General features: G+C 71.3%; 15 protein-coding genes and 2 pseudogenes. 10 read left to right on the top strand and 7 right to left on the bottom strand.

Annotated elements, in window-relative coordinates:
- Nucleotides 1-125 precede the first annotated feature (125 nt).
- A pseudogene (locus QQY66_RS46120) lies at nt 126-2311 on the bottom strand (PP2C family protein-serine/threonine phosphatase).
- A gap of 164 nt (nt 2312-2475) precedes the next feature.
- On the opposite strand from QQY66_RS46120, the gene QQY66_RS46125 reads away from it, so the two are divergent.
- Genes QQY66_RS46125 through QQY66_RS46145 form a run of 5 tightly spaced genes read left to right on the top strand, consistent with a single transcriptional unit; the run spans nt 2476 to nt 8685 of the window.
- Entirely contained in the window at nt 2476-4932 is a 2457-nt protein-coding gene (locus tag QQY66_RS46125; RefSeq protein WP_301986457.1) for a SpoIIE family protein phosphatase, read from the top strand.
- A gap of 45 nt (nt 4933-4977) precedes the next feature.
- Nucleotides 4978-6045: a glucose-1-phosphate thymidylyltransferase gene (locus QQY66_RS46130; RefSeq protein ID WP_301986458.1), complete on the top strand. Its 1068-nt coding sequence runs from the start codon at nt 4978-4980 to the stop codon at nt 6043-6045.
- Nucleotides 6042-7013 carry a dTDP-glucose 4,6-dehydratase gene (gene rfbB, locus QQY66_RS46135; protein ID WP_301986460.1) on the top strand — a complete coding sequence of 324 codons (972 nt, stop codon included), beginning with the start codon at nt 6042-6044 and terminating at the stop codon, nt 7011-7013. Before QQY66_RS46130 ends, rfbB begins: the two co-directional genes overlap by 4 nt.
- Nucleotides 7010-7885: a dTDP-4-dehydrorhamnose reductase gene (gene rfbD, locus QQY66_RS46140; RefSeq protein WP_301986461.1), complete on the top strand. Its 876-nt coding sequence runs from the start codon at nt 7010-7012 to the stop codon at nt 7883-7885. The genes rfbB and rfbD overlap by 4 nt, the downstream gene beginning before the upstream one ends.
- On the top strand, nt 7882-8685 hold the full coding sequence (locus QQY66_RS46145) for a class I SAM-dependent methyltransferase (RefSeq protein WP_301986462.1): 804 nt from the start codon (nt 7882-7884) through the stop codon (nt 8683-8685). The genes rfbD and QQY66_RS46145 overlap by 4 nt, the downstream gene beginning before the upstream one ends.
- On the opposite strand, the gene rfbC is transcribed toward QQY66_RS46145, so the two are convergent.
- Nucleotides 8675-9277, bottom strand: a complete 603-nt coding sequence (gene rfbC / locus QQY66_RS46150) for a dTDP-4-dehydrorhamnose 3,5-epimerase (protein WP_301986463.1) — start codon at nt 9275-9277, stop codon at nt 8675-8677. The genes QQY66_RS46145 and rfbC overlap by 11 nt on opposite strands.
- Nucleotides 9278-9281: 4 nt before the next feature.
- The gene (locus QQY66_RS46155) at nt 9282-11189 is read right to left on the bottom strand and encodes a glycosyltransferase family A protein (RefSeq protein ID WP_301986464.1); all 1908 of its coding nucleotides are present in this window, start codon (nt 11187-11189) and stop codon (nt 9282-9284) included.
- Between the two features lie 137 nt (nt 11190-11326).
- Here QQY66_RS46155 and QQY66_RS46160 point away from each other — a divergent pair, with 137 nt between their 5' ends.
- A complete protein-coding gene (locus QQY66_RS46160; RefSeq protein WP_301986465.1) occupies nt 11327-11830 on the top strand; it encodes a metallophosphoesterase in 504 nt (167 codons plus the stop codon).
- Nucleotides 11831-12098: 268 nt separating this feature from the next.
- On the opposite strand, the gene QQY66_RS46165 is transcribed toward QQY66_RS46160, so the two are convergent.
- Complete coding sequence (locus QQY66_RS46165; protein ID WP_301986466.1) at nt 12099-12716, bottom strand: SRPBCC family protein; 618 nt, start codon at nt 12714-12716, stop codon at nt 12099-12101.
- Nucleotides 12717-12727: 11 nt separating this feature from the next.
- A pseudogene (locus QQY66_RS46170) lies at nt 12728-13212 on the bottom strand (XdhC family protein); the annotation flags it as partial.
- Between the two features lie 217 nt (nt 13213-13429).
- Here QQY66_RS46170 and QQY66_RS46175 point away from each other — a divergent pair.
- From QQY66_RS46175 to QQY66_RS46185, 3 genes are all read left to right on the top strand, one after another.
- On the top strand, nt 13430-15400 hold the full coding sequence (locus QQY66_RS46175) for a translation factor GTPase family protein (protein ID WP_301986467.1): 1971 nt from the start codon (nt 13430-13432) through the stop codon (nt 15398-15400).
- A 73-nt stretch (nt 15401-15473) separates the two neighbouring features.
- Nucleotides 15474-17333, top strand: coding sequence for a cellulase family glycosylhydrolase (locus QQY66_RS46180; protein WP_301986468.1), 1860 nt, complete (start codon nt 15474-15476; stop codon nt 17331-17333).
- Between the two features lie 121 nt (nt 17334-17454).
- Nucleotides 17455-17820, top strand: coding sequence for a hypothetical protein (locus tag QQY66_RS46185; RefSeq protein ID WP_301986469.1), 366 nt, complete (start codon nt 17455-17457; stop codon nt 17818-17820).
- A gap of 12 nt (nt 17821-17832) precedes the next feature.
- On the opposite strand, the gene QQY66_RS46190 is transcribed toward QQY66_RS46185, so the two are convergent.
- Complete coding sequence (locus QQY66_RS46190; RefSeq protein ID WP_301986471.1) at nt 17833-19080, bottom strand: YncE family protein; 1248 nt, start codon at nt 19078-19080, stop codon at nt 17833-17835.
- Nucleotides 19081-19265: 185 nt separating this feature from the next.
- On the opposite strand from QQY66_RS46190, the gene QQY66_RS46195 reads away from it, so the two are divergent.
- Nucleotides 19266-19922: a TetR/AcrR family transcriptional regulator gene (locus QQY66_RS46195; protein WP_301986473.1), complete on the top strand. Its 657-nt coding sequence runs from the start codon at nt 19266-19268 to the stop codon at nt 19920-19922.
- 82 nt (nt 19923-20004) lie between these two features.
- Here QQY66_RS46195 and QQY66_RS46200 read toward each other — a convergent pair whose 3' ends face one another.
- Nucleotides 20005-21234, bottom strand: coding sequence for a glycosyltransferase (locus QQY66_RS46200; RefSeq protein ID WP_301987718.1), 1230 nt, complete (start codon nt 21232-21234; stop codon nt 20005-20007).
- Between the last annotated feature and the right edge of the window lie 46 nt (nt 21235-21280).

Below are 21280 nucleotides of genomic sequence, written 5' to 3' on the forward strand. Positions count from 1 at the left end.
CACCGATTCCGGCGCACGGCTCCGAGCCGATCCGCAGAAACGTGGTCCGGCCCTCCGGCGGGAGGGCCGGACCACCTGTGCGCAGGCCGGACCGCCTGTGCGCCGGGGGAGCGCACTGAAGCCCCTCACTCCCGCGCCCGCAACAGCAGCAATGCCATGTCGTCCAGCCGCTCCTCGGTCGCCGCGCTCCGCTCCACCAGCCGGTCCGCCAGCTCGTCCAGGGGCAGGTCCCCGGTCTCACCGAGCCGCTGCCCGAGATCGGCGAGCGCGTCCTCGATGTCGATGCCGGGCGATTCGATCAGCCCGTCGGTGTACAGGACGAGCACACAGCCGGGGGCGAGGTCGACCTCCGTCGTCGGATACGTGGCCGACGCGTCGATGCCCAGCAGCGGACCGCCCGCCAGGTCGAGCACCCGGACCCGGCCGTCCGCCCGGCGCGGCAACGGCGGCGGATGCCCCGCCCGCGCCATCACGGCCCGCCCGCGCGCGGGATCGAGCCGCAGATACAGACAGCCGGCGAACAGATCGGCACCCAGGTCGATCATCAGCCGGTTGGTGCTGCGCATGACCTCCCCGGGGGCCTGCCCGACGGCCGTGTACGCACGTACCGCCGTACGGAGCTGCCCCATCAGCCCCGCAGCCGTCACGTTGTGTCCCTGCACGTCCCCGATCACCGCGGCGGCAAGCGGCAGGCTGGGCACCAGGTCGTAGAAGTCGCCGCCGATCTCCATGCCCCGGGTCGCGGGCAGATAGCGCGCGGCGGCGTCGATGCCGGGCAGCCGCGGCAGCGAGTGCGGCAGCAGCGCCGCCTGCAGCCCGTGGGCGAGCTGATGCTTGGCGTCGTAGAGCAGGGCCCGCTCCAGCGCCTGCGCGATCAGCCCGCCCAGACTGTTGAGCACCGCCCGCTCGTCGGCGGGGAAGGGGTGCGGCTCGGCATACGCGAGCACACAGGTGCCCACCGGCCGGCTGGAGGCGATCAGCGGCAGATACGCCCAGGCAGCGAAGCCGTCCGGGGTCGCGTGCCGCAGCGGGTACAGGCGCTCCAGCTGCTCCCGGGACTCGAAGAACGCGGGCACCCCGCTGGTCAGGGCATGTGTGCCCGGCGTCCGCTCGGTCATCGGCAGTCCGTCGAACCGCTCCACGACGTGCGGGTCCGGGTAGCCGCGATGCCCCAGCACATGCAGCCGGCCGCCGCGCGAGCCGAGGACCACCAGGGCCTGGCTGCCCACGGCCGGCGCGATCTCGTCGGCGACCAGCTGCACCACGTCCTGCACACTCACCGCCTCGGTGAGCGCGCCGGCCAGGCTCAGCACCTGGGAGATGGTGACCAGCCGGGACGGCGCACCGCCCGGCTGCGGCCCGGCCCTGCTCATCTCGGCCACGGCCCGCGCCCGGCTGATGCGCACGCTCAGCCCGGTCGTACTCGGATACAGCCGGAACGACAGCCAGTCACCCGGCGGGCGCAGCGCCACGAACGACGTGGACTGCTGGCTGAACAGCGCGGCCCGGTAGCGGTCCTCGTACACCGGGTCGTTGAGCCAGGGCACCGCCGCCCACAGCTGGGTGCCCAGCAGCCCGCTCACCGGCTTTCCGATCAGCTCGGCGGCTGCCGTGATGGGGGTCCCCCCGCTCGAGCGAAGCCGAGAGTGGGGGAGAAGCAGATCCGGCCGTGCAGATCGAGCGAGCACAGGCCGTACGGCAGCCGCGCCACCATCCGCGCCGCCTCGACCGTGCCGAGCGTGCCGGCCGTCCCGCCGAGCAGCGGCGCCGCCAGCAGATCCGGCTCGGGGTGCGGCGGGCGGCTGTCCTGCACGGCACGCTCCAGCCGTACCGCGAGCCGGTCGCAGGCGGCCGTCAGGTGGTCACGCTCCCGGTCGGACAGCTCCGGCGCATGCGCCCCGGGCCAGGTCACGAACACGGCCCCGTACTCGGTGGTCGGTGTCGCCACCGGCAGCGCCGCAAGCGCGAACGGGTAGGGGAGCACCACGGCGATGCGCGGATAGCGGCGTGCCATGTCCTCCTCGCCGCCGACCCACACCAGCCGCCGCTCCCGCAGCGCGTCCGACACCGGGACGGGGGCGCTCAGGCCGACCCGCTCCCACGGGGCGGCGAAGGCCCGGGGCAGCCCCGCCATGACCGCCATCTCCAGCACCGGCTCGTCGGCGGCCAGCAGATACACCGCGCCTGAGTGCGCGTGCACCTCGTCCATCATCGAGGCCAGCGCGAGCGACAGCAGCGGTCGGCCGACCCGCGTCCTGGCGGCCGCCGGCGCCTGTGCGGGCGGCCGCTGCCCCTCGGACACGCCGACCACCTCCTCGCACGGCCGCGCGGACGGGGTTCCAGGGATCAAATCTCTCTCCTGCCGGGCCGTCGCGCACGGCGAGCGCACCACGAGCCGGGCGCGGCGCGCGTAGGTGAAGGCGCGCAGCCGCCGAACGGTCACAGGGGCTGCGCACGCGCCCCATACGCGCTGTAATGACGGACGTGGTCACTGAGGGCGATGCGGAACGCGGAACGCGAACCCTGCGTGCCGAAACCGCCCTCAAGACGCTGACGGCCGATGCCGAGTCCCCCGACCGGCTGCGCCGGATCCTGGAACAGGTCCTCGTCTTCGCGCGGGCCTCGTTCGCCGCCGTGTACACCCCGAGCGGGGACGGCGAAGCGCTGTGCCTGGTCGAGTCGGCAGGTGTGCCCAGGACGCTGTACGGACTGCGGGACAGCTATCCGGTGTCCGGACGGTCCCCGCTGGCCGACGCCCACCGCTCCGGGCAGGCCGTGTGGCTCGGCCCGCGGGAACTCGCCGAGGGAGCCGAGTCACGGCGCGTCCCCTCCCGGGAGTTCTTCCTGGCCGCCCTGCCCGTGCGCGGCGACGGCGGCGGCGCGCTCGTCGCCCTGAGTGACAACCCCGACGGCTACGACACCGACGACCGGGCCTGCCTCGAACTGATCGCCGACGCCGTCGTCTCGCCCGTGCCGACGCCCTCCGCCGAAGGCGGCGAACTGCCCTCGGGCGAGTTCAGCCTCGCCATGGACAGCGGCCGCGTCGAGGTCGGCGACGACATCCTGGAGCTGTTCGGTCTCGACCCGGCGGACTTCGACGGCCGAGTCGAGACCCTGCTCGGCCTGACCGTCCCCGAGGACCTGCCCTCCCTCATGTCCGTCGTCGAGGCCGACCACATGTCCATCGGCGAGCGTGAGCTGGAGTTCCGGGTCCTGCAGCCCGCCGGCCCGCCGAAGTGGCTGCGGCTGCGCGGCCGACTGGTGCCCGGCGGCGAGGGCCGCCCGGCCCGGCTCGTCGGCACCGTCGCCGACGCGTCCAAGCTGCGCTCCGACGTCACCGACGTGGCCCGCGTCCAGCGGCTGGCCGCCGCGCTGGCCATCGCCGGGACCGTACGCGACGTCGGCAAGGCCGTCGTGACGGCGCTGCGCGGGCCGCTGCGGGCCGACCGGATCGCGCTCGCCGAGCTGGAGGCGGACCGGCTCGTCGTCACCGTCCTCGACCCGCCCGAACCGGAGTCCTGGCCCGAGCTGTGGCGCACCGAGTGGCGCACGGAGTGGCCCGACGCGCCCGTGCGGGCGATGCCCACCCTCGCCGCCGCCCTGCGCGAGGGTCGCGCCCAGATCTGGCCCGCCGGCACCGCCCTGGAACCCGCGCTCGCCGAGGTCGGCCCGGGCGGCCTCGCCGTGCTGCCGCTGCCCGGCGCGGGCCGCATGGCCGGCGCCTGTCTGATCGGCTGGGACACCCCGCACGACTTCGGGCCCGACGAACGTGCCCTGCTCACCGCCTCCGCCGGCCTCGCCGGGCAGGCCCTGATGAGGGCCCGCGCCTTCGACGCCGAGCACGAACTCGTCGGCATGCTCCAGCGCCAGCTGCTGCCGCGCCGCCTGCCCCGGCTGCCGGGCGCGGAAGCCGTCGCCCGCTACCTGCCCAGCACCGCGGGACTGGAGCTCGGCGGCGACTGGTACGACGTGATCCCGCTGCCCGACAACCACGTCGCCCTCGTCATCGGCGACGTCCAGGGCCACAGCGCCGCAGCGGCCACCCTGATGGGCCAGATGCGCACGGCACTGCGCGCCTACGCCGCCGAAGGCCACCCGCCCGACGTGGTGGTCTCCCACTCCAACCGCCTCCTCATGGAGCTGGAGACCGACCTCTTCGCCACCTGCTGCTACGTCGACATCGACCTGGAGGAGGGCTCCGCCTGGTGCGTCCGCGCCGGCCATCTGCCGCCGGTGCTGCGCCACCCGGACGGCAGCACGGAGACCGCCGAGGCGGAGGGCGGCCCGCCGCTCGGCGTGGTGACGCAGGCCGACTTCCCGATGTACCCGCTGCGGCTCCAGCCCGGCACGCTGGTCGCCCTGACCACGGACGGCCTGGTCGAGTCCACCGAAGCCGACATCGACGAGGGCATGGACCGCTTCGCCCGCGAACTCGCCGTGTCCGACCCCGCCCACCTCGGCCTCGTCGCCGACGCCCTGCTCGGCAACGCCCGCCGCAGTGACGACGTCGCCCTGCTCCTGCTGCGCTACGACGGCATGGCCCTGCGCCCGCTGCGCGAGAGCTGGACGGTGTGGCGCCTCCCCGAGGCCGTCCGGCACGCCCGCCGCTTCACCCGGCGCACCCTGCGCGCCTGGGGCGTGACCGAGGAACAGGACGCCGTTCTGCTCGTGGTCTCCGAACTGGTCACCAACGCCCTGGTGCACACCGACGGCCGGGTCCGCCTCGACCTCACCCTCGTCAACCACCGGCTGCGCGTCGCGGTCGCCGACGCCTCACCCCGCAGCCCGATCAAGCCGACCAGCATCGGCTGGGAGGCCACCGGCGGTCGCGGCATCCTCCTCGTCGAGGCCATGTCGGTGTCCTGGGGGACCGTCCCGGTCAGCGGCGGCAAGCAGGTCTGGAGCGAGATCGCCCTCGTGAGGATCAAATAAAGGGTTAACATTCCCTTTCCGCCGAACGAGGCTATGGTGAACCAGATGAAGGCTCTCGTGCTGTCCGGGGGCGCCGGTACGCGATTGAGGCCGATCACCCACACATCGGCCAAACAACTCGTCCCGGTCGCCAACAAGGCTGTGTTGTTCTATGGGTTGGAGTCCATCGCCGCCGCAGGCATAACCGAAGTGGGCATGATCGTCGGTGACACCGCGGCCGAGATCCAGGACGCCGTCGGCGACGGATCGAAGTTCGGCCTGCAGGTCACCTACATCCCGCAGGAGCGGCCCCTTGGGCTGGCCCACGCGGTGCTGATCGCCCGTGACTATCTCGGCGACGACGACTTCGTGATGTACCTCGGCGACAACTTCATCGTGGGCGGCATCACCGACCTCGTCGACGGCTTCCGCAGAAACCGCCCCGACGCCCAGATCCTGCTCACCCGCGTCCCCGATCCGCGCGCCTTCGGCGTCGCCGAACTCGACGCGTCCGGGCAGGTGATCGGCCTGGAGGAGAAGCCGGAACACCCCAAGAGCGACCTCGCCCTCGTCGGCGTCTACCTCTTCACCCCGGTGATCCACGAGGCCGTGCGCGCCATCGAGCCGTCCTGGCGCGGCGAGTTGGAGATCACCCACGCCATCCAGCACCTCATCGACGCACACGCCAACGTCCGCTCCACGGTCATCCGGGGCTACTGGAAGGACACCGGGAACGTCGTCGACATGCTCGAGGTGAACCGGACCGTCCTGGAAGGCCTCGAACGCCGCATCGACGGCGAGGTGGACGAGCGGTCCGAGACCATCGGGCGGGTCGTGGTCGAGGAAGGCGCGCGCGTCACCGACTCACGCATCGTCGGCCCCTGCGTCATCGGCGCCGGAACCGTCGTCAGCGACTCCTACATCGGCCCGTTCACCTCCGTCGCGGAGAACTGCCGTATCACCGACAGCGAGTTGGAGTTCTCCATCGTCCTGAGGGACTCCTCGATCGACGGAGTGGGCCGCATCGAGAGCTCCCTCATCGGGCGGCACGTCCAGGTGACCCCGGCACCGAACGTGCCCAGTGCCCATCGACTCGTCCTCGGAGACCACAGCAAGGTGCAGATCCACACATGAACCTCCTCGTCACCGGCGCCGCCGGGTTCATCGGCTCGACGTACGTCCGTACGCTGCTCGCCGCCGACGGCCCCGACATCACGGTGCTCGACAAACTGACCTACGCCGGCACGCTCGACAACCTCGAACTCGACCATCCCCGGCTGGAGTTCGTGCAGGGCGACATCTGCGACGCGGAACTCGTGGACAAGTTGATGTCCTGGGCCGACCAGGTCGTGCACTTCGCGGCGGAGTCCCACGTGGACCGCTCGATCACCGGCGCCACTGATTTCGTACGCACCAACGTCCTGGGCACCCAGACCCTGCTGGACGCCGCCCTGCGGCATGGCGTCGGCCCGTTCGTGCACGTCTCCACCGATGAGGTCTACGGCTCCATCGACACCGGATCGTGGCCGGAGGACCACCCGCTGAGCCCCAACTCGCCCTACTCCGCCTCCAAGGCCTCCTCCGACCTGCTCGCCCTCGCCTACCACCGCACCCACGGCCTGGACGTCCGGGTCACCCGGTGCTCCAACAACTACGGCCCGCACCAGTTCCCCGAGAAGGTCATCCCGCTGTTCGTCACCAACCTCCTCGACGGCAAGAAGGTCCCGCTGTACGGCGAGGGCCTCAACGTCCGGGACTGGCTGCACGTGGACGACCACTGCCAGGGCGTCGAACTCGTCCGTACCCAGGGCCGCCCCGGCGAGGTCTACAACATCGGCGGCGGCACCGAGTTGAGCAACAAGGAGCTGACCGGGCTGCTCCTGGAGGCCTGTGGCGCGGACTGGGGCCGGGTGCAGCATGTCGAGGACCGCAAGGGCCACGACCTGCGCTACTCGGTGGACTGGAGCAAGGCCCGCACCGAACTCGGCTACCGGCCCCACCACGACTTCGCCACCGGCCTCGCCGACACCGTCGCCTGGTACCGGGAGAACCGGGCCTGGTGGGAGCCGCTCAAGCAGCGCGTCGGACAGGAGAGCGCATGAACTGGCTGGTCACCGGAGCGGGCGGCATGCTCGGCCGCGACCTGGTCGCGGAACTGCGCGGCCGGGGCGCACCCGTGGTCGCCCTGGACCACGCCGCCCTCGACATCACCCGGCCCGACGCCGTCTCGGCCGCCTTCGCCGAGCACCGCCCGGACGTGATCGTCAACTGCGCGGCGTACACGGCCGTCGACGACGCCGAGAGCGACGAGGAGCGGGCCCTGCGGATCAACGGCGACGGACCGCGACTGCTGGCCCGCGCCTGCGCGGCGGGCGGCGCCCGTCTGGTCCACGTCTCCACCGACTACGTCTTCGCCGGCGACGACCGTTCCGCCCCCTACCCGGAGGACCACCCCCCGGCCCCGCGCACCGCGTACGGCCGCACCAAGCTCGCCGGCGAGCGCGCCGTACTGGAGGAACTCCCGGCCGCGGGCGCCGTCGTGCGCACCGCCTGGCTCTACGGTGTCCACGGCCGCAGTTTCGTCCGTACGATGATCGAGCTCGAGGGACGCCGGGACACCCTGGACGTCGTCGACGACCAGCGCGGTCAGCCCACGTGGAGCGCCGACGTCGCCGCGCGCATCGCCGACCTCGGCCCCCGCGTCGGCCCCGGCGCGCACGGCGTGTTCCACGCCACGAGTTCCGGCGAGGCCACCTGGTACGAACTGGCCCGAGAAGTCTTCCGGCTCCTCGGCGCCGACCCGGACCGGGTGCGCCCCACCGGCAGCGAGGCCTTCCCCAGGCCCGCACCGCGCCCCGCCTACAGCGCCCTCGCGCACGGCCGGTGGCAGCAGATCGGCCTGCCGGCTCCGCGCGACTGGCGGGACGCCCTGAATGAAGCAATGCCCCATATCCGCAAGGAGATTACGTCGTGAAACGTCATGAGTTCCTGCGGGAACTCCACAAGGTCAGCGCGAACCGCAACTACCTGGAGATCGGTGTCAACGACGGCCGCAGCCTGACACTGTCGCGTGTGCCCAGCATCGCGATCGATCCCGCGTTCAAGGTGGTCACGGAAATCCGCTGCGACGTCCACCTGGCGAAGGCGACGAGCGACGACTTCTTCGCCCGCCAGAACCCGCTGGGGCATCTGAAGGGCGGCCGGCACCCGCTGCGCAATCTGGCCCGCAACCGCAGCCCGTTCGGCCACTGGCAGCGCACCACCCTCGACCTGTCGTTCATCGACGGCATGCACCTCTTCGAGTACACGCTGCGCGACTTCATCAACGTCGAGAAGCACTCCGACTGGGCGAGCGTCATCGTCTTCGACGACATGCTGCCGCGCAATGTCGACGAGGCGGCCCGGGACCGGCACACCGGCGCCTGGACCGGCGACGTCTACAAGATGGTCGAGGTGCTGAACCGCTTCCGCCCCGACCTGGTGACCGTCCTCGTCGACACCCAGCCCACCGGCCAGCTCGTCGTCTTCGGCGCCGACCCCGGCAACACCGTCCTGACGGACAAGTACGACGAGATCGTCGCCGAGTACGTCGTCCCCGACCCGCAGAAGGTGCCGGAGACGGTCCTGGAACGGACCTCGGCGGTGAAGCCCGAGACGCTGGTCGGGGCCGGCTTCTGGGCGCCGCTCGTGCGGGCCCGCAACCGCGGAACCAAGCGGTCCCGCGGCTGGGAGCCGCTGCGCCGCAGCCTGGAGCAGCTCAGCGTCAGTCGCTGAGCCCGCGCAGCCGCCGGTAGTGGGCGGAGCAGTCCTCGTACGACGGCAGCAGCCCGGACCGCTCCGCCTCGGCCAGCGAGGGCGCGGCCGCGTCCTTCTCCGACAGTACCGGCGGGATGTCCCGGGGCCACTCGATCCCCAGGTCCGCGTCCAGCGGCTGCACCCCGTGCTCGCGTCCGGGCGCGTACCCGGTCGAGCACAGGTAGACCACCGTCGCGTCGTCGGTGAGCGCCATGAAGGCGTGCCCGAGCCCCTCCGCGAGGAACACGGCGTGCCGGGTGTCGTCGTCGAGCCGCAGGGCCTCCCACTGCCCGAAGGTCGGTGACCCCACACGGATGTCGGCCACCACGTCGAGCACGGCCCCGCGCACACACGTGAGGTACTTGGCCTGGCCGGGCGGCACATCGGCGAAGTGCAGACCCCGCAGCACGCCCCGGCGGGAGACCGAGCAGTTGGCCTGGGCGAGCGTCAGGTCGTATCCGGTGGCCTCGCGGAACTCCTCGCCGCGGTACCACTCGTGGAAGCTGCCCCGCTCGTCCGGGAACACCTTGGGCTCCAGCACCCAGGCACCTTCGATCCCCAGTGGTCGCATCCGTTCACGCCCTCCGATTCCTGATGCGGGCCGCCGCCTTTCGTACGACCCTGCCCACCGTGCGTCGCAGCCGTCGCAGCACGCCGGGAGACTGCTTCCGCTTCCGCACCACGCGCACCCCGCCGACACCGGCCGTGAGTGTGAACGGCAGCGCAAGGAAGCGCGGTGCGGCGGTACGCGGACTGATGGCCACCTTCCAGGTCGCGCCCTTCAGACGGTCGGCGGGCAGGACGGCATCCAGCCGCGCCCCGGATCCGTCCGCGTACAGGGTGCCCGGCACGTCCACCTTCGCGTCACCGGAGCTGACACGCAGCAGGACCTCGGTGTCACCGGCGACGTACAGCGGCAGCGCGGCGCGGAGCCGGCCGCCGGAGACCGATACGGCATCCGGCGACAGCCCGCCGAGGCCGAGGCGGGTGCTCGCGCGGTCGATGTCCAGGGAGAGGTTGGCGTGCGGTTCGGTCCAGTACGGCAGCACCACACGGCCGCCCACCACACCGGCGCGCGGGGCCCGGCGGGCATCCCGAGGGGCCGGACCCAGCCGGCACTCCTTGGTCCAGCCGCCCAGCCGGACCCGGACGTACGCGTCCCACACACCGTCGCCCGCCACGGCCGTGGGATCCACGGTGGCCCCGGCGCGCAACTGGAGCCGTACGCCGTCCTCGTCCTCGATCCGCTCGCGGGTGAACTCCACCGGCTGGAAGTACTGGGCGGCGCTGGAGCGCTCGCGCAGCAGCAGATCGACCCGGGCCTCGCCGAACCGGGCGGCGGTGTCCGCGGTGACCCAGGCGACGGAGTCGGACACGTCCAGCGGCGTACGGACCCCGTCGGCGGGAAACAGCAAGGGTTTGCCGCGCGACACGTACTCGGCGGTGAAGTCGATCCGCAGCGTGCCGTCCTGCCAGGTGAGGCTCTCCGGCGCGGCCTTCGGGACGACGGAGCCCTCCCATTCGGCGAAGGCCTCGACATCGGCGTACCGGTCGGCGGCGATCAGCGCGGCGACGACCTGCTGGGTCGGCTGCAGCCCGGCCGCGACACCCGGGGCGAAGCGCTCGACGACGACGCCGCGCATCGCGTCGAACAGCTCCTGGCGGTAGTCGGCCGGCATCGCCAGCAGCCGGCGCCCACGCATCCGCTCGACGATCTCCACCCGCAGCCAGCGCCGGTGCAGCCGGTCCCGCAGCGGCCCCGGCTCGGTGTAGCGGTCGACGACGTCGAGGGCCTCGCAGAGGTTCTTGAAGTATCCGACGGGGTCGAAGCGCTGGAAGCCCGCGTTCGAGGCGTCGTCCCGCTTGACGTGGTAGTAGCAGACGTAGTCGCTGAGCACCGAGACGTTGTCCGCGCGCAGATACGCCTCGGCGATGAAGACGTGGTCCTCCAGCCGCCGCCGCCCCTCGGGGAAGCGCAGGCCGATCCGGTCGAGGAAGTCCCGGCGGATCATCTTGTGCGGGGTGAGGCTGTCGATCAGCGGGGCGTTCTCGACGGTGGCGTGCGGGTGGTTGCGGCGGAACAGCTCCACCGGAACGCCGCGGCCCTTGCCGGCCATCTTTCCTACGACGACGTCGGCGCCGTTGGCCACGCCGTAGTCGTACATCCGCTCCAGGGCCTCGTCGCCCAGGTAGTCGTCGTTGTCGACGAACATCACGAACTCGCCCTTGGCGGCGGCGATGCCGACGTTGCGGGGCTTGCCCGACCAGCCGGAGTTCTCCTGGTGGATGACCTGGACCAGACCGGGGTGGTCGGCGGCGAGCGCGTCGAGGCGGGCCGGGGTCTCGTCGGTGGAGCCGTCGTCGACGAAGATCACTTCGTAATCGTCGGGCGGCAAGGACTGCCTCAGCAGCGAGGCGATGCAGTCCTCGACATATGGCCCGGGGTTGTACACCGGGACGACCACGCTGACCTTGACCGGCATCCGGCTGAAGCCCCCTTAGTTCGCTTCCCGTTTCCACTGTGGCACGGTGGGCGTTGCCCGATGCTAACCCGTTTGCCTGGGTCGGCACGCGCAGGGTCCACCGTGTGGCGCCGATCACCGCGGCTTAGGCTGACGACGTGCGCCTGCTCCTGATGTCCGACACCCATCTCCCCAAGCGCGCCAAGGCGCTGCCGGCGCAGCTCCTCGCCGAACTCCCGCACGCCGACGTGGTGTTCCACGCGGGCGACTGGGTCGACACGGCCACGCTCGACCTGCTGGAGGCCCGCAGTCGCAGACTGATCGGCGTGTACGGAAACAACGACGGTTCCGAGCTGCGGGCCCGGCTCCCCGAAGTGGCGTACGCCGAACTCGGCGGCCTGCGGTTCGGGGCCGTCCACGAGACGGGCTCGGCCCAGGGCAGGGAGGCCCGCTGTGCCGCGCGCTTCCCCGGCCTGGACGTGCTGGTCTTCGGTCACAGCCACATCCCGTGGGACACCACCGCCCCGAACGGGCTGCGGCTGCTCAATCCCGGTTCCCCGACCGACCGGCGCCGTCAGCCGCACTGCACGTACATGACGGCGACGGTGGCCGACGCGCGTCTCACGGACGTGGAACTGCACCGGTTGCCGTCAGCTCGCTGAACCAGCGGACCACGTCGGCGGTGGCCGCCCGCTGGGAGCCCAGGTGCCGGGAGCCGCCGTAGTCTGGCCGCCGCTCTGCGGGTGGCCGACGGCGTGTGCACCGACTGGACGCCGCGGGTGCCGATACGGCCGGTCGGGTGCGCGAACAGTTTGCGAGCGCGGGCGTCAGCAGCTTGCCGAGGGTGCCCGGGGTGCCCGCCACGACCTCCTGACCGGTGTGGGTGCCGTCCAGCAGCCGCTCGCGCCGGCCCACTGACCGGACAGGGGACTACCCCACCGTCGAGCCGCGCCGCCCCAAGATCCGCCGCACCCCTACGACCACCAGCACCACCGCGGCCACCGCCCCGGCGATCCCGGCCGCCCGCTTGGCGACCGGCACCCCGATCAGGCGGAGGACGTCCAGTGGCTCGTCCGGGTACTCCTCGGTCTCGCCGGCGCCCACCGTCTCGCCCAGCCGCTCGGCGAGGCAGGCGGCGAACTGCCCGACCAGCCGGTCGCCGACCTCCGCCATCACCCCGCGCCCGAACTGCGCGGGACGTCCGGTCACCGTCAGATCGGTCCGCACCGACACGGCCGTACCGCCGTCGCGTTCGCTCAGCGTGCCGGTGACCGTGGCCCGTGCGGTGCCCTGACCGCGGGTCTCCCGGCCGCCGGCGATCAGGACCATGCGGTGTGCCGACTCGTCCTGCTCCTCGAAGACGGCCGTGCCCTTGTAGGTCACGGTGATCGGGCCGACCTTGACCTTCATCGACCCGGTCACGGTCTTGCCGTCGTACTCCTCGACGCTCGCGCCCGGCATGCAGGGTGCGACCCGCTCGATGTCGAGGAGCGTCCGCCAGGCGTCGTCGACCGGGGCGGGCACGGTGAACTCGTGGTGCAGTTCCATGACTTCCTCCTTCACGCTCCCTGCGGATGGATGGCTCCGGCCGTCGCCGTGAGCGGTGCCCCGGTCCCGTCCCGCTCCAGCGCAGCCGGGACAGCTCGCGTTCGGTGAGTCCGGCCTCGGTGAGCCGTTTCGTCCGGTCGTCGTGGGTACGGCGGCTGCCCATCGCCCCGATGTACGCGGCCGGCCGGCGCAGTGCTTCCTCCAACAGTGGCACGTCGAACTTCGGGTCGTGGGTGAGGACGCAGATCACCGTGCGCTCGTCGGTGTCGGTGGAGCGCAGATGGCGGTGCGGCCAGTCCACGACCACCTCCACGGCCGCCGGGAACCGCTTCGGCGTGGCGAAGACCGGGCGGGCGTCGCACACGGTGACCCGGTAGCCCAGGAAGTCACCGATGCGGGCGACCGCTGCCGCGTAGTCGATGGCGCCGAAGACCAGCATGCGCGGCGGTGGGGCGAAGGAGTGCAGGAAGACGGTGACGGCGTCCTCGCGGCGTTCTGGTGCAGGTCACTCGATGCACGTCACTCCATGACCGCGCCCTGACGGCGGCGAGTGCTGCGACGGGCTTCGTTGACGGTTAATCCATTGCTGCGGTGCGCCCGGTTCTGCTGCACTGCTGGGGACATACGTCGTCACACCCGAGGAGCACAGATGCGCACTGCGTGCATGTCCACCCAGGAAGGAATCCCTCCGATGACCAAGGACATGACGCTCAGTGCACCTGCTCAATCTTGGAATTCTCGCGCACGTAGACGCCGGTAAGACCAGCCTGACCGAGCGGCTGCTGTACACCGCCGGAGTCGTCGACGAGATCGGCAGCGTCGACGCCGGCTCCACGCAGACCGACTCCCTCGCGCTGGAGAAGCAGCGCGGGATCACCATCAAGTCCGCCGTCGTCTCGTTCCCTCTGGGCGGCGTGACGGTCAACCTCATCGACACCCCCGGCCACCCGGACTTCATCGCCGAGGTCGAGCGGGTCCTCGGCGTGCTCGACGGCGCCGTCCTGGTCATCTCGGCCGTCGAGGGCGTCCAGCCGCAGACCCGCGTCCTGATGCGCACCCTGCGACGGTTGCGCATCCCCACGCTGATCTTCGTCAACAAGATCGACCGGCGTGGAGCGGGGTACGACGGGGTACTGCGAGCGATCGCCGAGCGGCTCACGGCATCGGTCGTACCGATGGGCACGGTCGCCGGACTCGGCACACGCGGCGCCCGTGTCGCCCCGGGGCTCGCCCCGGCCGCGATCGACGTGCTCACCGGCCATGACGACGACCTGCTGTCCGCCTACGTCGAGGACACGGTCTCCTGCGAGCGCCTGCACACCGCGCTCGCCGACCAGACCCGGCAGGCCCTCGTCCACCCTGTCTGCTTCGGGTCCGCCATCACGGGCGCGGGCGTGGACACGCTCATTGCCGGGATCAAGGAACTGCTGCCCGCGGCCGAGGGCGATCCGGACGGGCCGGTGTCGGGCACCGTGTTCAAGGTCGAGCGGGGCCCGGCGGGGGAGAAGATCGCCTATGCGCGGATCTTCTCCGGGACACTGGCCGTCCGCGACCGGATCCGCTTCGGAGACGGTGACACCGAGGGCAAGATCACCGCGATCAGTGTCTTCGACGAGGGCGCGGACTCCCGTGACGAGACAGTCCCGGCGGGCCGCATCGCCAAGCTCTGGGGCCTCGATGCCATCCGGATCGGCGACGCGATCGGGGAGCCGCGCAAGGCGTACGAGCACTTCTTCGCGCCGCCCACCCTCGAAACCGTCGTCGTCCCGGGCGCGGGCGTGGACAAACGGTCCCTGCACCTCGCCCTGACCCAACTCGCCGAACAGGACCCGCTGATCGGCCTCCGGCACGACGAGATCCGGCAGGAGATCTCCGTGTCCCTCTACGGCGAGGTCCAGAAGGAGGTCATCCAGGCCACACTCGCCGACGACTATGGCCTGGACGTCACCTTCCGGCAGACGTCGACGATCTGCATCGAGCGGCCCGTGGGCACGGGAGCGGCCGTCGAGTTCAACAAGAAGGACGCCAATCCGTTCCTCGCGACGGTCGGCCTGCGCGTCGACCCGGCACCGACCGGCTCGGGCGTCGCCTTCCGGCTGGAGGTGGAACTCGGCTCCATGCCGTACGCGTTCTTCAAGGCCGTCGAGGACACCGTGCGCGAGACCCTCGCACAGGGCCTCAGCGGCTGGCAGGTCACCGACTGCACGGTCACCATGACCCACTCCGGCTACTCGCCCCGGCAGAGCCACGCCCACCAGGGCTTCGACAAGAGCATGTCGAGCACCGGTGCCGACTTCCGGGGCGTGACGCCACTGGTCCTGATCGAGGCGCTGCGCAGGGCGGGCACCCAGGTGTACGAGCCCATGCACCGCTTCCGCGTCGAGACGCCCGTGGACACCCTGGGCGCCCTGCTCCCGGTGCTGGCCGCGCTGCGGGCCGTACCGCAGACCACCGGGACCAGGGGCGGCACCTGCGTTCTGGAGGGTGCGGTTCCCGCAGGGCGGGTGCACGAACTGGAGCAGCGGCTGCCGGGGCTCACCCGGGGCGAGGGTGAGCTGGAGAGCGCCTTCGACCATTACGCGCCGGTCGCCCGCGGCACGGTCCCGCGGCGTCCGCGCACCGACCACAATCCGCTCAACCGCAAGCAGTACCTGTTGAACGTGACGCGCAGAGTGGGTGGTTGAGCTGGCCGAGACCTAACTTACTCCAGAGTCAGGGGTGTTGACGGTGTCCGGAAATCACCGGACTGTAGTGAGCATGCCGAATAAGCGTGCGCGTGTGCTCCTTGTTCTGGTTCTCCTCTGTGGATTCCTGTCGGTGGCGGGTGCCCGCCCCGCCACCGCCGCCTCCGTCCCCGACTCCCTCTGGTTCGACGAATCCCCGCTCACCGTGCAGAACGGCCGCTTCACCGACGGCCACGGCCGCGAGGTCGTGCTGCGTGGCTACAACGTCTCCGGCGAGACCAAGCTGAAGGAGAACAACGGCCTGCCCTTCGCCTCGGTCGCCGACGCGAAGAAGTCCGCGACCGCGCTGAGAGCGCTCGGCGGTGGCAACTCGGTCCGCTTCCTGCTGTCCTGGGCCTACGCGGAGCCCGTGCGCGGCCAGGTGGACAACGCCTACCTGGCCGCCGTCACCGCCCAGATCCGTGCGTTCCTCGACGCCGGGATCCGGGTGTACCCCGACTTCCACCAGGACCTCTACTCCCGCTGGCTCTTCGACTCGGACAGCTGGTACACCGGCGACGGCGCCCCCAAGTGGGCCGTGGACCTCGGTGACTACCCGGACGAGTACTGCGGGATCTGCCCCTTCTGGGGCCAGAACATCACCTCCAACGCGGCCGTGACGGAGGCGACGTACGACTTCTGGCACAACACGTACGGCCTGCAGAACTCGTTCCTCGACACCGCGCAGAAGACGATGGCGTACCTCAAGCAGAACCTCACGACCGCCCAGTTCGCGGGCGTCGTCGGCTTCGACCCGTACAACGAACCCCATGCGGGTGTGTACGACTCGGGCCAGTCCAGCCGGGCCTGGGAGAAGGACGTCCTGTGGCCCTTCTATGTGAAGTTCCGGGCGCGGATGGACGCGGCCGGCTGGCAGGACAAGCCGGCGTTCGTCGAACCGAACCTGTTCTGGAACGCCAACCTCGACTTCCAGAAGCAGGAGGGCGGCCTGCTCGACGCGGGCACGCTCGGACCGCGCTTCGTCTTCAACACCCACTTCTACGACCAGAAGGCGATCTCCGGCATCTTCATGTGGGGCAAGGCGGCGGACGGACAGTACGCGGGCGACTTCGGCACGGTGCGTGACCGGGCCTCCGCCACCAAGACGCCCGCGATCGTCAGCGAGTTCGGTCACCCGCTGACCGGCACGGTCTCCGACAAGGCGCCGACGGTCCTCAAGGCGATGTACCAGGCCCTCGACTCCCGGGTACCGGGGGCGAGTTGGTGGACGAACCCGACGGGCTCCGGTCCCGTCCTCTCCGGCAGCCAGTGGCAGTGGGACATCTACCACGGCCGCCACCACGAGCTGATGAACGACAACCCCGACAAGGTGCAGACGGAGGGCGACGCCTGGAACGGCGAGGACCTGTCCGCCGTACGCCTCGACGACTCCGGTAGGGCCGTCCTGCGCCAGGACGCACGGCTTCTCGACCGCGTCTACCCGAGCGCCACCTCCGGCACGACCGTCGCCTTCACCTACGAGGACCGCTCCCGCGACGGCTCCGCGACCCTGACCTGGAACCCGGTGCCCGGCTCACTGCCCCATGTGGCCCAGCTGGTGGGCTCCGGGCAGTACAGCCTGCTCGTGTGGCGCTCGGGCAGCGGCTCGGCACCCACCGAACTGCACCTCCCGGCGTCCTTCCCGACCTCGACCACCACCGTCGTCTCCGACCTGGGCACGGCGTACGCCCCGCCCGCGTACACGACGTCGACCCCCGTCGCGGCGGCCCCCGAACCCGGCGGCACCGCCGGCCGCCGCCTGCTGCTGACGGACTCCGACTCGGGCACCCTGCACTACGCGCTGGTCACCAACGGCGCGACGAATCCCTCGTCGTCCTTGCTCAACGCGGCGAAGGCCGAACTGGCGGCCTGGGCGGCCCAGCGCATCGGCTGACACCCCTCCCTGACGTCGGGGTCGACCCTGGACCCCGACGTCAGGGCAGGTGAAGCAGGCCTGGCCCGGTCGTCGTAGGATCACCCACCGCTGACGGGCACATCTGTGGGGGAGAACGACGTTGCCGAAACCCGACGACCGACGCGCGGCCGTCCCGCGCTTCGCGACCGAACTCGTCGCCTGGGTGGCCACGCCCTGGGCGCTGTCCGGGTACTCCTGGCCGCTCGCGGTGCTGTCCGTGGTGGTGCTGATCGGGCTGCCGACCGTCTTCACCACACCGGGGGACAAGGCCCACGGGATCGTGCCGGTACCCGGTGTGGTCACGATCCTTCTGGTGCTGCTCCAACTGGTCGCGGCCGTGGTCTTCGCATGGCTGGCCTGGCCCGTGTGGGCGGCGGTCGCGGTGTCCGTGCTGGCCGCCGCCACGCTGGTCACCGAACGCCCGCGGTGGCGGTGGCTGGTGTCCGGGCACCGCGCCACCGCCTGAACCGCTCGGGCCTCAGCCGGAGGTTCCGGTCCAGTCCGCGGCCACATGTCCCAGCCGCACTCGCTGCGGATGGTCGCCGACCGGGACGGACACCGTCTTCTTGCCGGTGGCGAAGTCGATGGCCGTGACCTGGTCGGTGCCGCTCTCCGACACCACGCAGCTCTTGCCGTCGCCGCTGACGGTCGCCCAGTAGGGCTTCGAGGCGGTGACCAGCGGGCCCTCCTGGAGGGTGGCGCGGTCGACGACCGTCGCGTAGTCGTCCATCGTGCCCGCGACGCACAGCTTGCTGCCGTCGGGACTCATCGAAATGCCGTGGTGGCGCGAGTCGTTGACGAAGGTGGAGCGGTCGTCGCTGGTCGCCGGGTTCTTGGGCAGTGTCTTCGTACGGGTGATCTTGTCCGTCGCGATGTCGTACTCGAAGAAGCCGTTGAAGAACGAGACCTGGAAGTACAGCTTGGACTCGTCGGGCGAGAGAACGGCGGGCCGGACGGCGTCGGAGTAGTCCGTGAGGCCGATGGCGTCCAGCCGCTGCCGCATGTCGATGACCTTGACCCGCTGGTAGGTGGTCGCGTCGATGACGGTGATGTACCGGTTGCCCTTCGTCCAGTCCAGCCAGGGCGCGTCGGTCGCGGTGTTCACATCGCCGATGCCCATGTTCCAGAGGTACTTGCCGTCCTTGGTGAAGATGTTCTCGTGCGGCTTGTCGGCGGTGGCGACCGAACCGAGCTGCTTGCCGGTGACGATGTCCAGTACGTGCACGGTGTTGGAGGTGGAGGCGGATACGGCGACGCGCTTGCCGTCGGGGGAGACCGTCATGTGGTCGGAGCGGTAACCCGACACGGGGAAGCGCCAGTTGATGTCTCCGGTGGCCAGGTCGATCGAGACCACGTCGGCGAAGCTCGGGCGGGAGACGACCACCGACGAACCGTCCGGCGTGGTGAACATGTCGTCCACGAACTGGTCGTGGCCCTCTCCTACGGTGTTGCGGATGGCCATGAAGTAGATCCACTTGATCGGGTTCGCGTTGATCTCCGCCATCCGTGCGTCCTTGTCGGGGATGACGTTGATCCGGCCGATCTTCGCGAAGTCGCCGGAGGACTTGATGACGTCGGCGGTGCCGTCCCAGTTGTTGCCGACGAACAGGACTTCGCGCAGGGCGGCGGCGTCCGAGGCGGCGGTGGCCGCGGTCGCGGGGGCGGTGACGGTCAGGACGAGGGCGGCGGCCATGGAGCAAAGGTGCCTGGGTCTGATGACCGGCATGGGTGCTCTCTTCTCTGGAGGGCGGGTGCCATGAGTGGGGCATGCCAAGACGGGGTGCTGAATCTGAACACAACTACTTTCACAGTGGACTTACTGAAAAGTAAGGAGGGGGTGTCCTGTTCGACAAGACCGCGTACACGACAAAATTGATCGACGGGGACAGGCGAGGTAAACGGGGAGGGTCCGTGACGGGCAGGCTCAGGGCGCCGACCGGCCGGTACAGGGGCAAGTCCGCCGAAGAGCGGCAGGCCGAGCGCCGCCGCCGCTTCCTGGACGCCGCGCTCCAGCTGTTCGGCGACACACCCGGCTACCGGGCCACGACCGTGGCCGCGCTGAGCGAGGCCGCCGGGCTCTCCACCCGCCAGTTCTACGAGGAGTTCCGCACCCTCGAGGACGTCCTGGCCGCCCTTCACCTCCAGGTCAACGACTGGGCCGAGGAGGCCGTGCTCGCCGCGGTGGCCGCCGCGGACGGCCTGCCGCTCGCCGAACGCGCCACCGCGATCTTCCGCGCCTACGTCGCCAACGTCACCGCCGATCCACGCCGTATCCGCATCACCTTCGTCGAGATCATCGGCGTCAGCCCCCGCCTGGAACACCAGCGCCTGGCCCGTCGCGCGCGCTGGGTCGACCTGGTGTGCGCCGAGGCGGAAGCGGCGGTCGCCCGGGGCGAGGCGGCGCCCCGCGACTACCGGATCGCCGCGACAGCCTTCATCGGCAGCGTCAACGGCCTGCTCCACGACTGGAGCGCCGGGTGGGTGGACGCCACGCTGGAGGAGGCGGTGGACGAACTGGTCCGACAACTGCTGGGGATTCTGCGGCCGGCGGGGTGGGAGGCGGGGTGACGGACGCGGGGGCGGGCCCGCGGGCGGCCGGGTCGACGGTGCGGTGCGTGGTCGTTCCGGCCGCCGATGCGCTTCACGCGCTTCAGCCCTTCAGCCTGTCCACCGCGGCAAGCACGGGCGCGACCCCGTCCTCACCCCGGATCCGTACCCCCAACGCCCGAGCCCGCTCCCCGTACCCGGGATCCCGGGTTGCCCGGATGAGCGCCGATGCCAGCGTGTCGACGCTGAGCCGGCGCAGCGGGACCGCCCGCGGAGCCACGCCCAGGTTCACCAGCCGTGCCGCCCAGAATCCCTCGTCGAACTGGATGGGCACCGGCACGGCCGGCACCCCGGCGCGCAGGCCGGCCGCGGTCGTGCCCGCGCCCGCGTGATGAACCACCGCGGCGACCCTCGGGAACAGCAGCGCGTGCGGTACCTCGCCGATGGTCAGCATGTCGTCCCCGGCGGCTTCCAGCCCGCCCCAGCCGCGCTGGATCACCCCGCGCAGTCCGGCCCGGCGCAGCGCCCGCACGATGTCCGCGCTGAGCCGCTCGGGGTCGGGCACGGTCGCACTCCCGAGACCCACGAAGACCGGTGGCGGCCCCGCCTCCAAGAAGTCCCGCAGCCGCGGCGGGAGTTGGTCCTGACGGTCGTACGGCCACCAGTACCCCGCCACCTCCAGCCCCGCACGCCAGTCGCGCGGCCGGCGGACCACCAGCGGGCTGAACCCGTGCTGCACCGGCCACCCCTGCCGCTCCCGGCGCCGCAGCCCCGCCGCCACTCGGACGGGCGGCAGCCCCAGCCGGGCCCGCACCTGGGGCACGGTGGAGGCGAAGACGTGTTCCACGGCCAGACCCACCCCGTGTCCGGCGACCCGGTTACCGACCGCGCCCCATGAACCGCCACCGAGCACGGCGGGCCCGAACTCCCTTGTGGGAGCGATCGGTTGGAGGTAGACGCCCAGGCTCGGCAGCGACAGGCCCTCGGCGACGGTGTGCCCCAGCGGCGCCAACGAACTGGAGAGCACCAGGACATCGTGCGTGCGCGCTGCCGCCACGAGCTCGTCCGTCATCCGCCCGACCAGTGCCCGTGCCAGGGCGACGACACGCGCGAGCTTGCCGACGCCGGTCGCGCTGCGGTGCAGCCCCCGCCCTCGCGAGGACTCCAACTCCTCCCGCGGGTCCACCGGAAGGGGATGAAACCCGAGCCCCGCCCCCGCGACCAGCGGCTCGAAGCAGCCGTGGGTGACCAGGGTGACCTCATGCCCGGCTCGGGAGAGCCCGTGCCCGAGGCCGGTGTAGGGGGCCACGTCGCCCCGGGAGCCCGCCGTCATGATCGCTACGCGCACGACAGTCAGTGTTCCGTCGAGGCGGGACCGC

It is taken from the genome of Streptomyces sp. DG2A-72 (assembly GCF_030499575.1).
GTDB lineage: Bacteria > Actinomycetota > Actinomycetes > Streptomycetales > Streptomycetaceae > Streptomyces.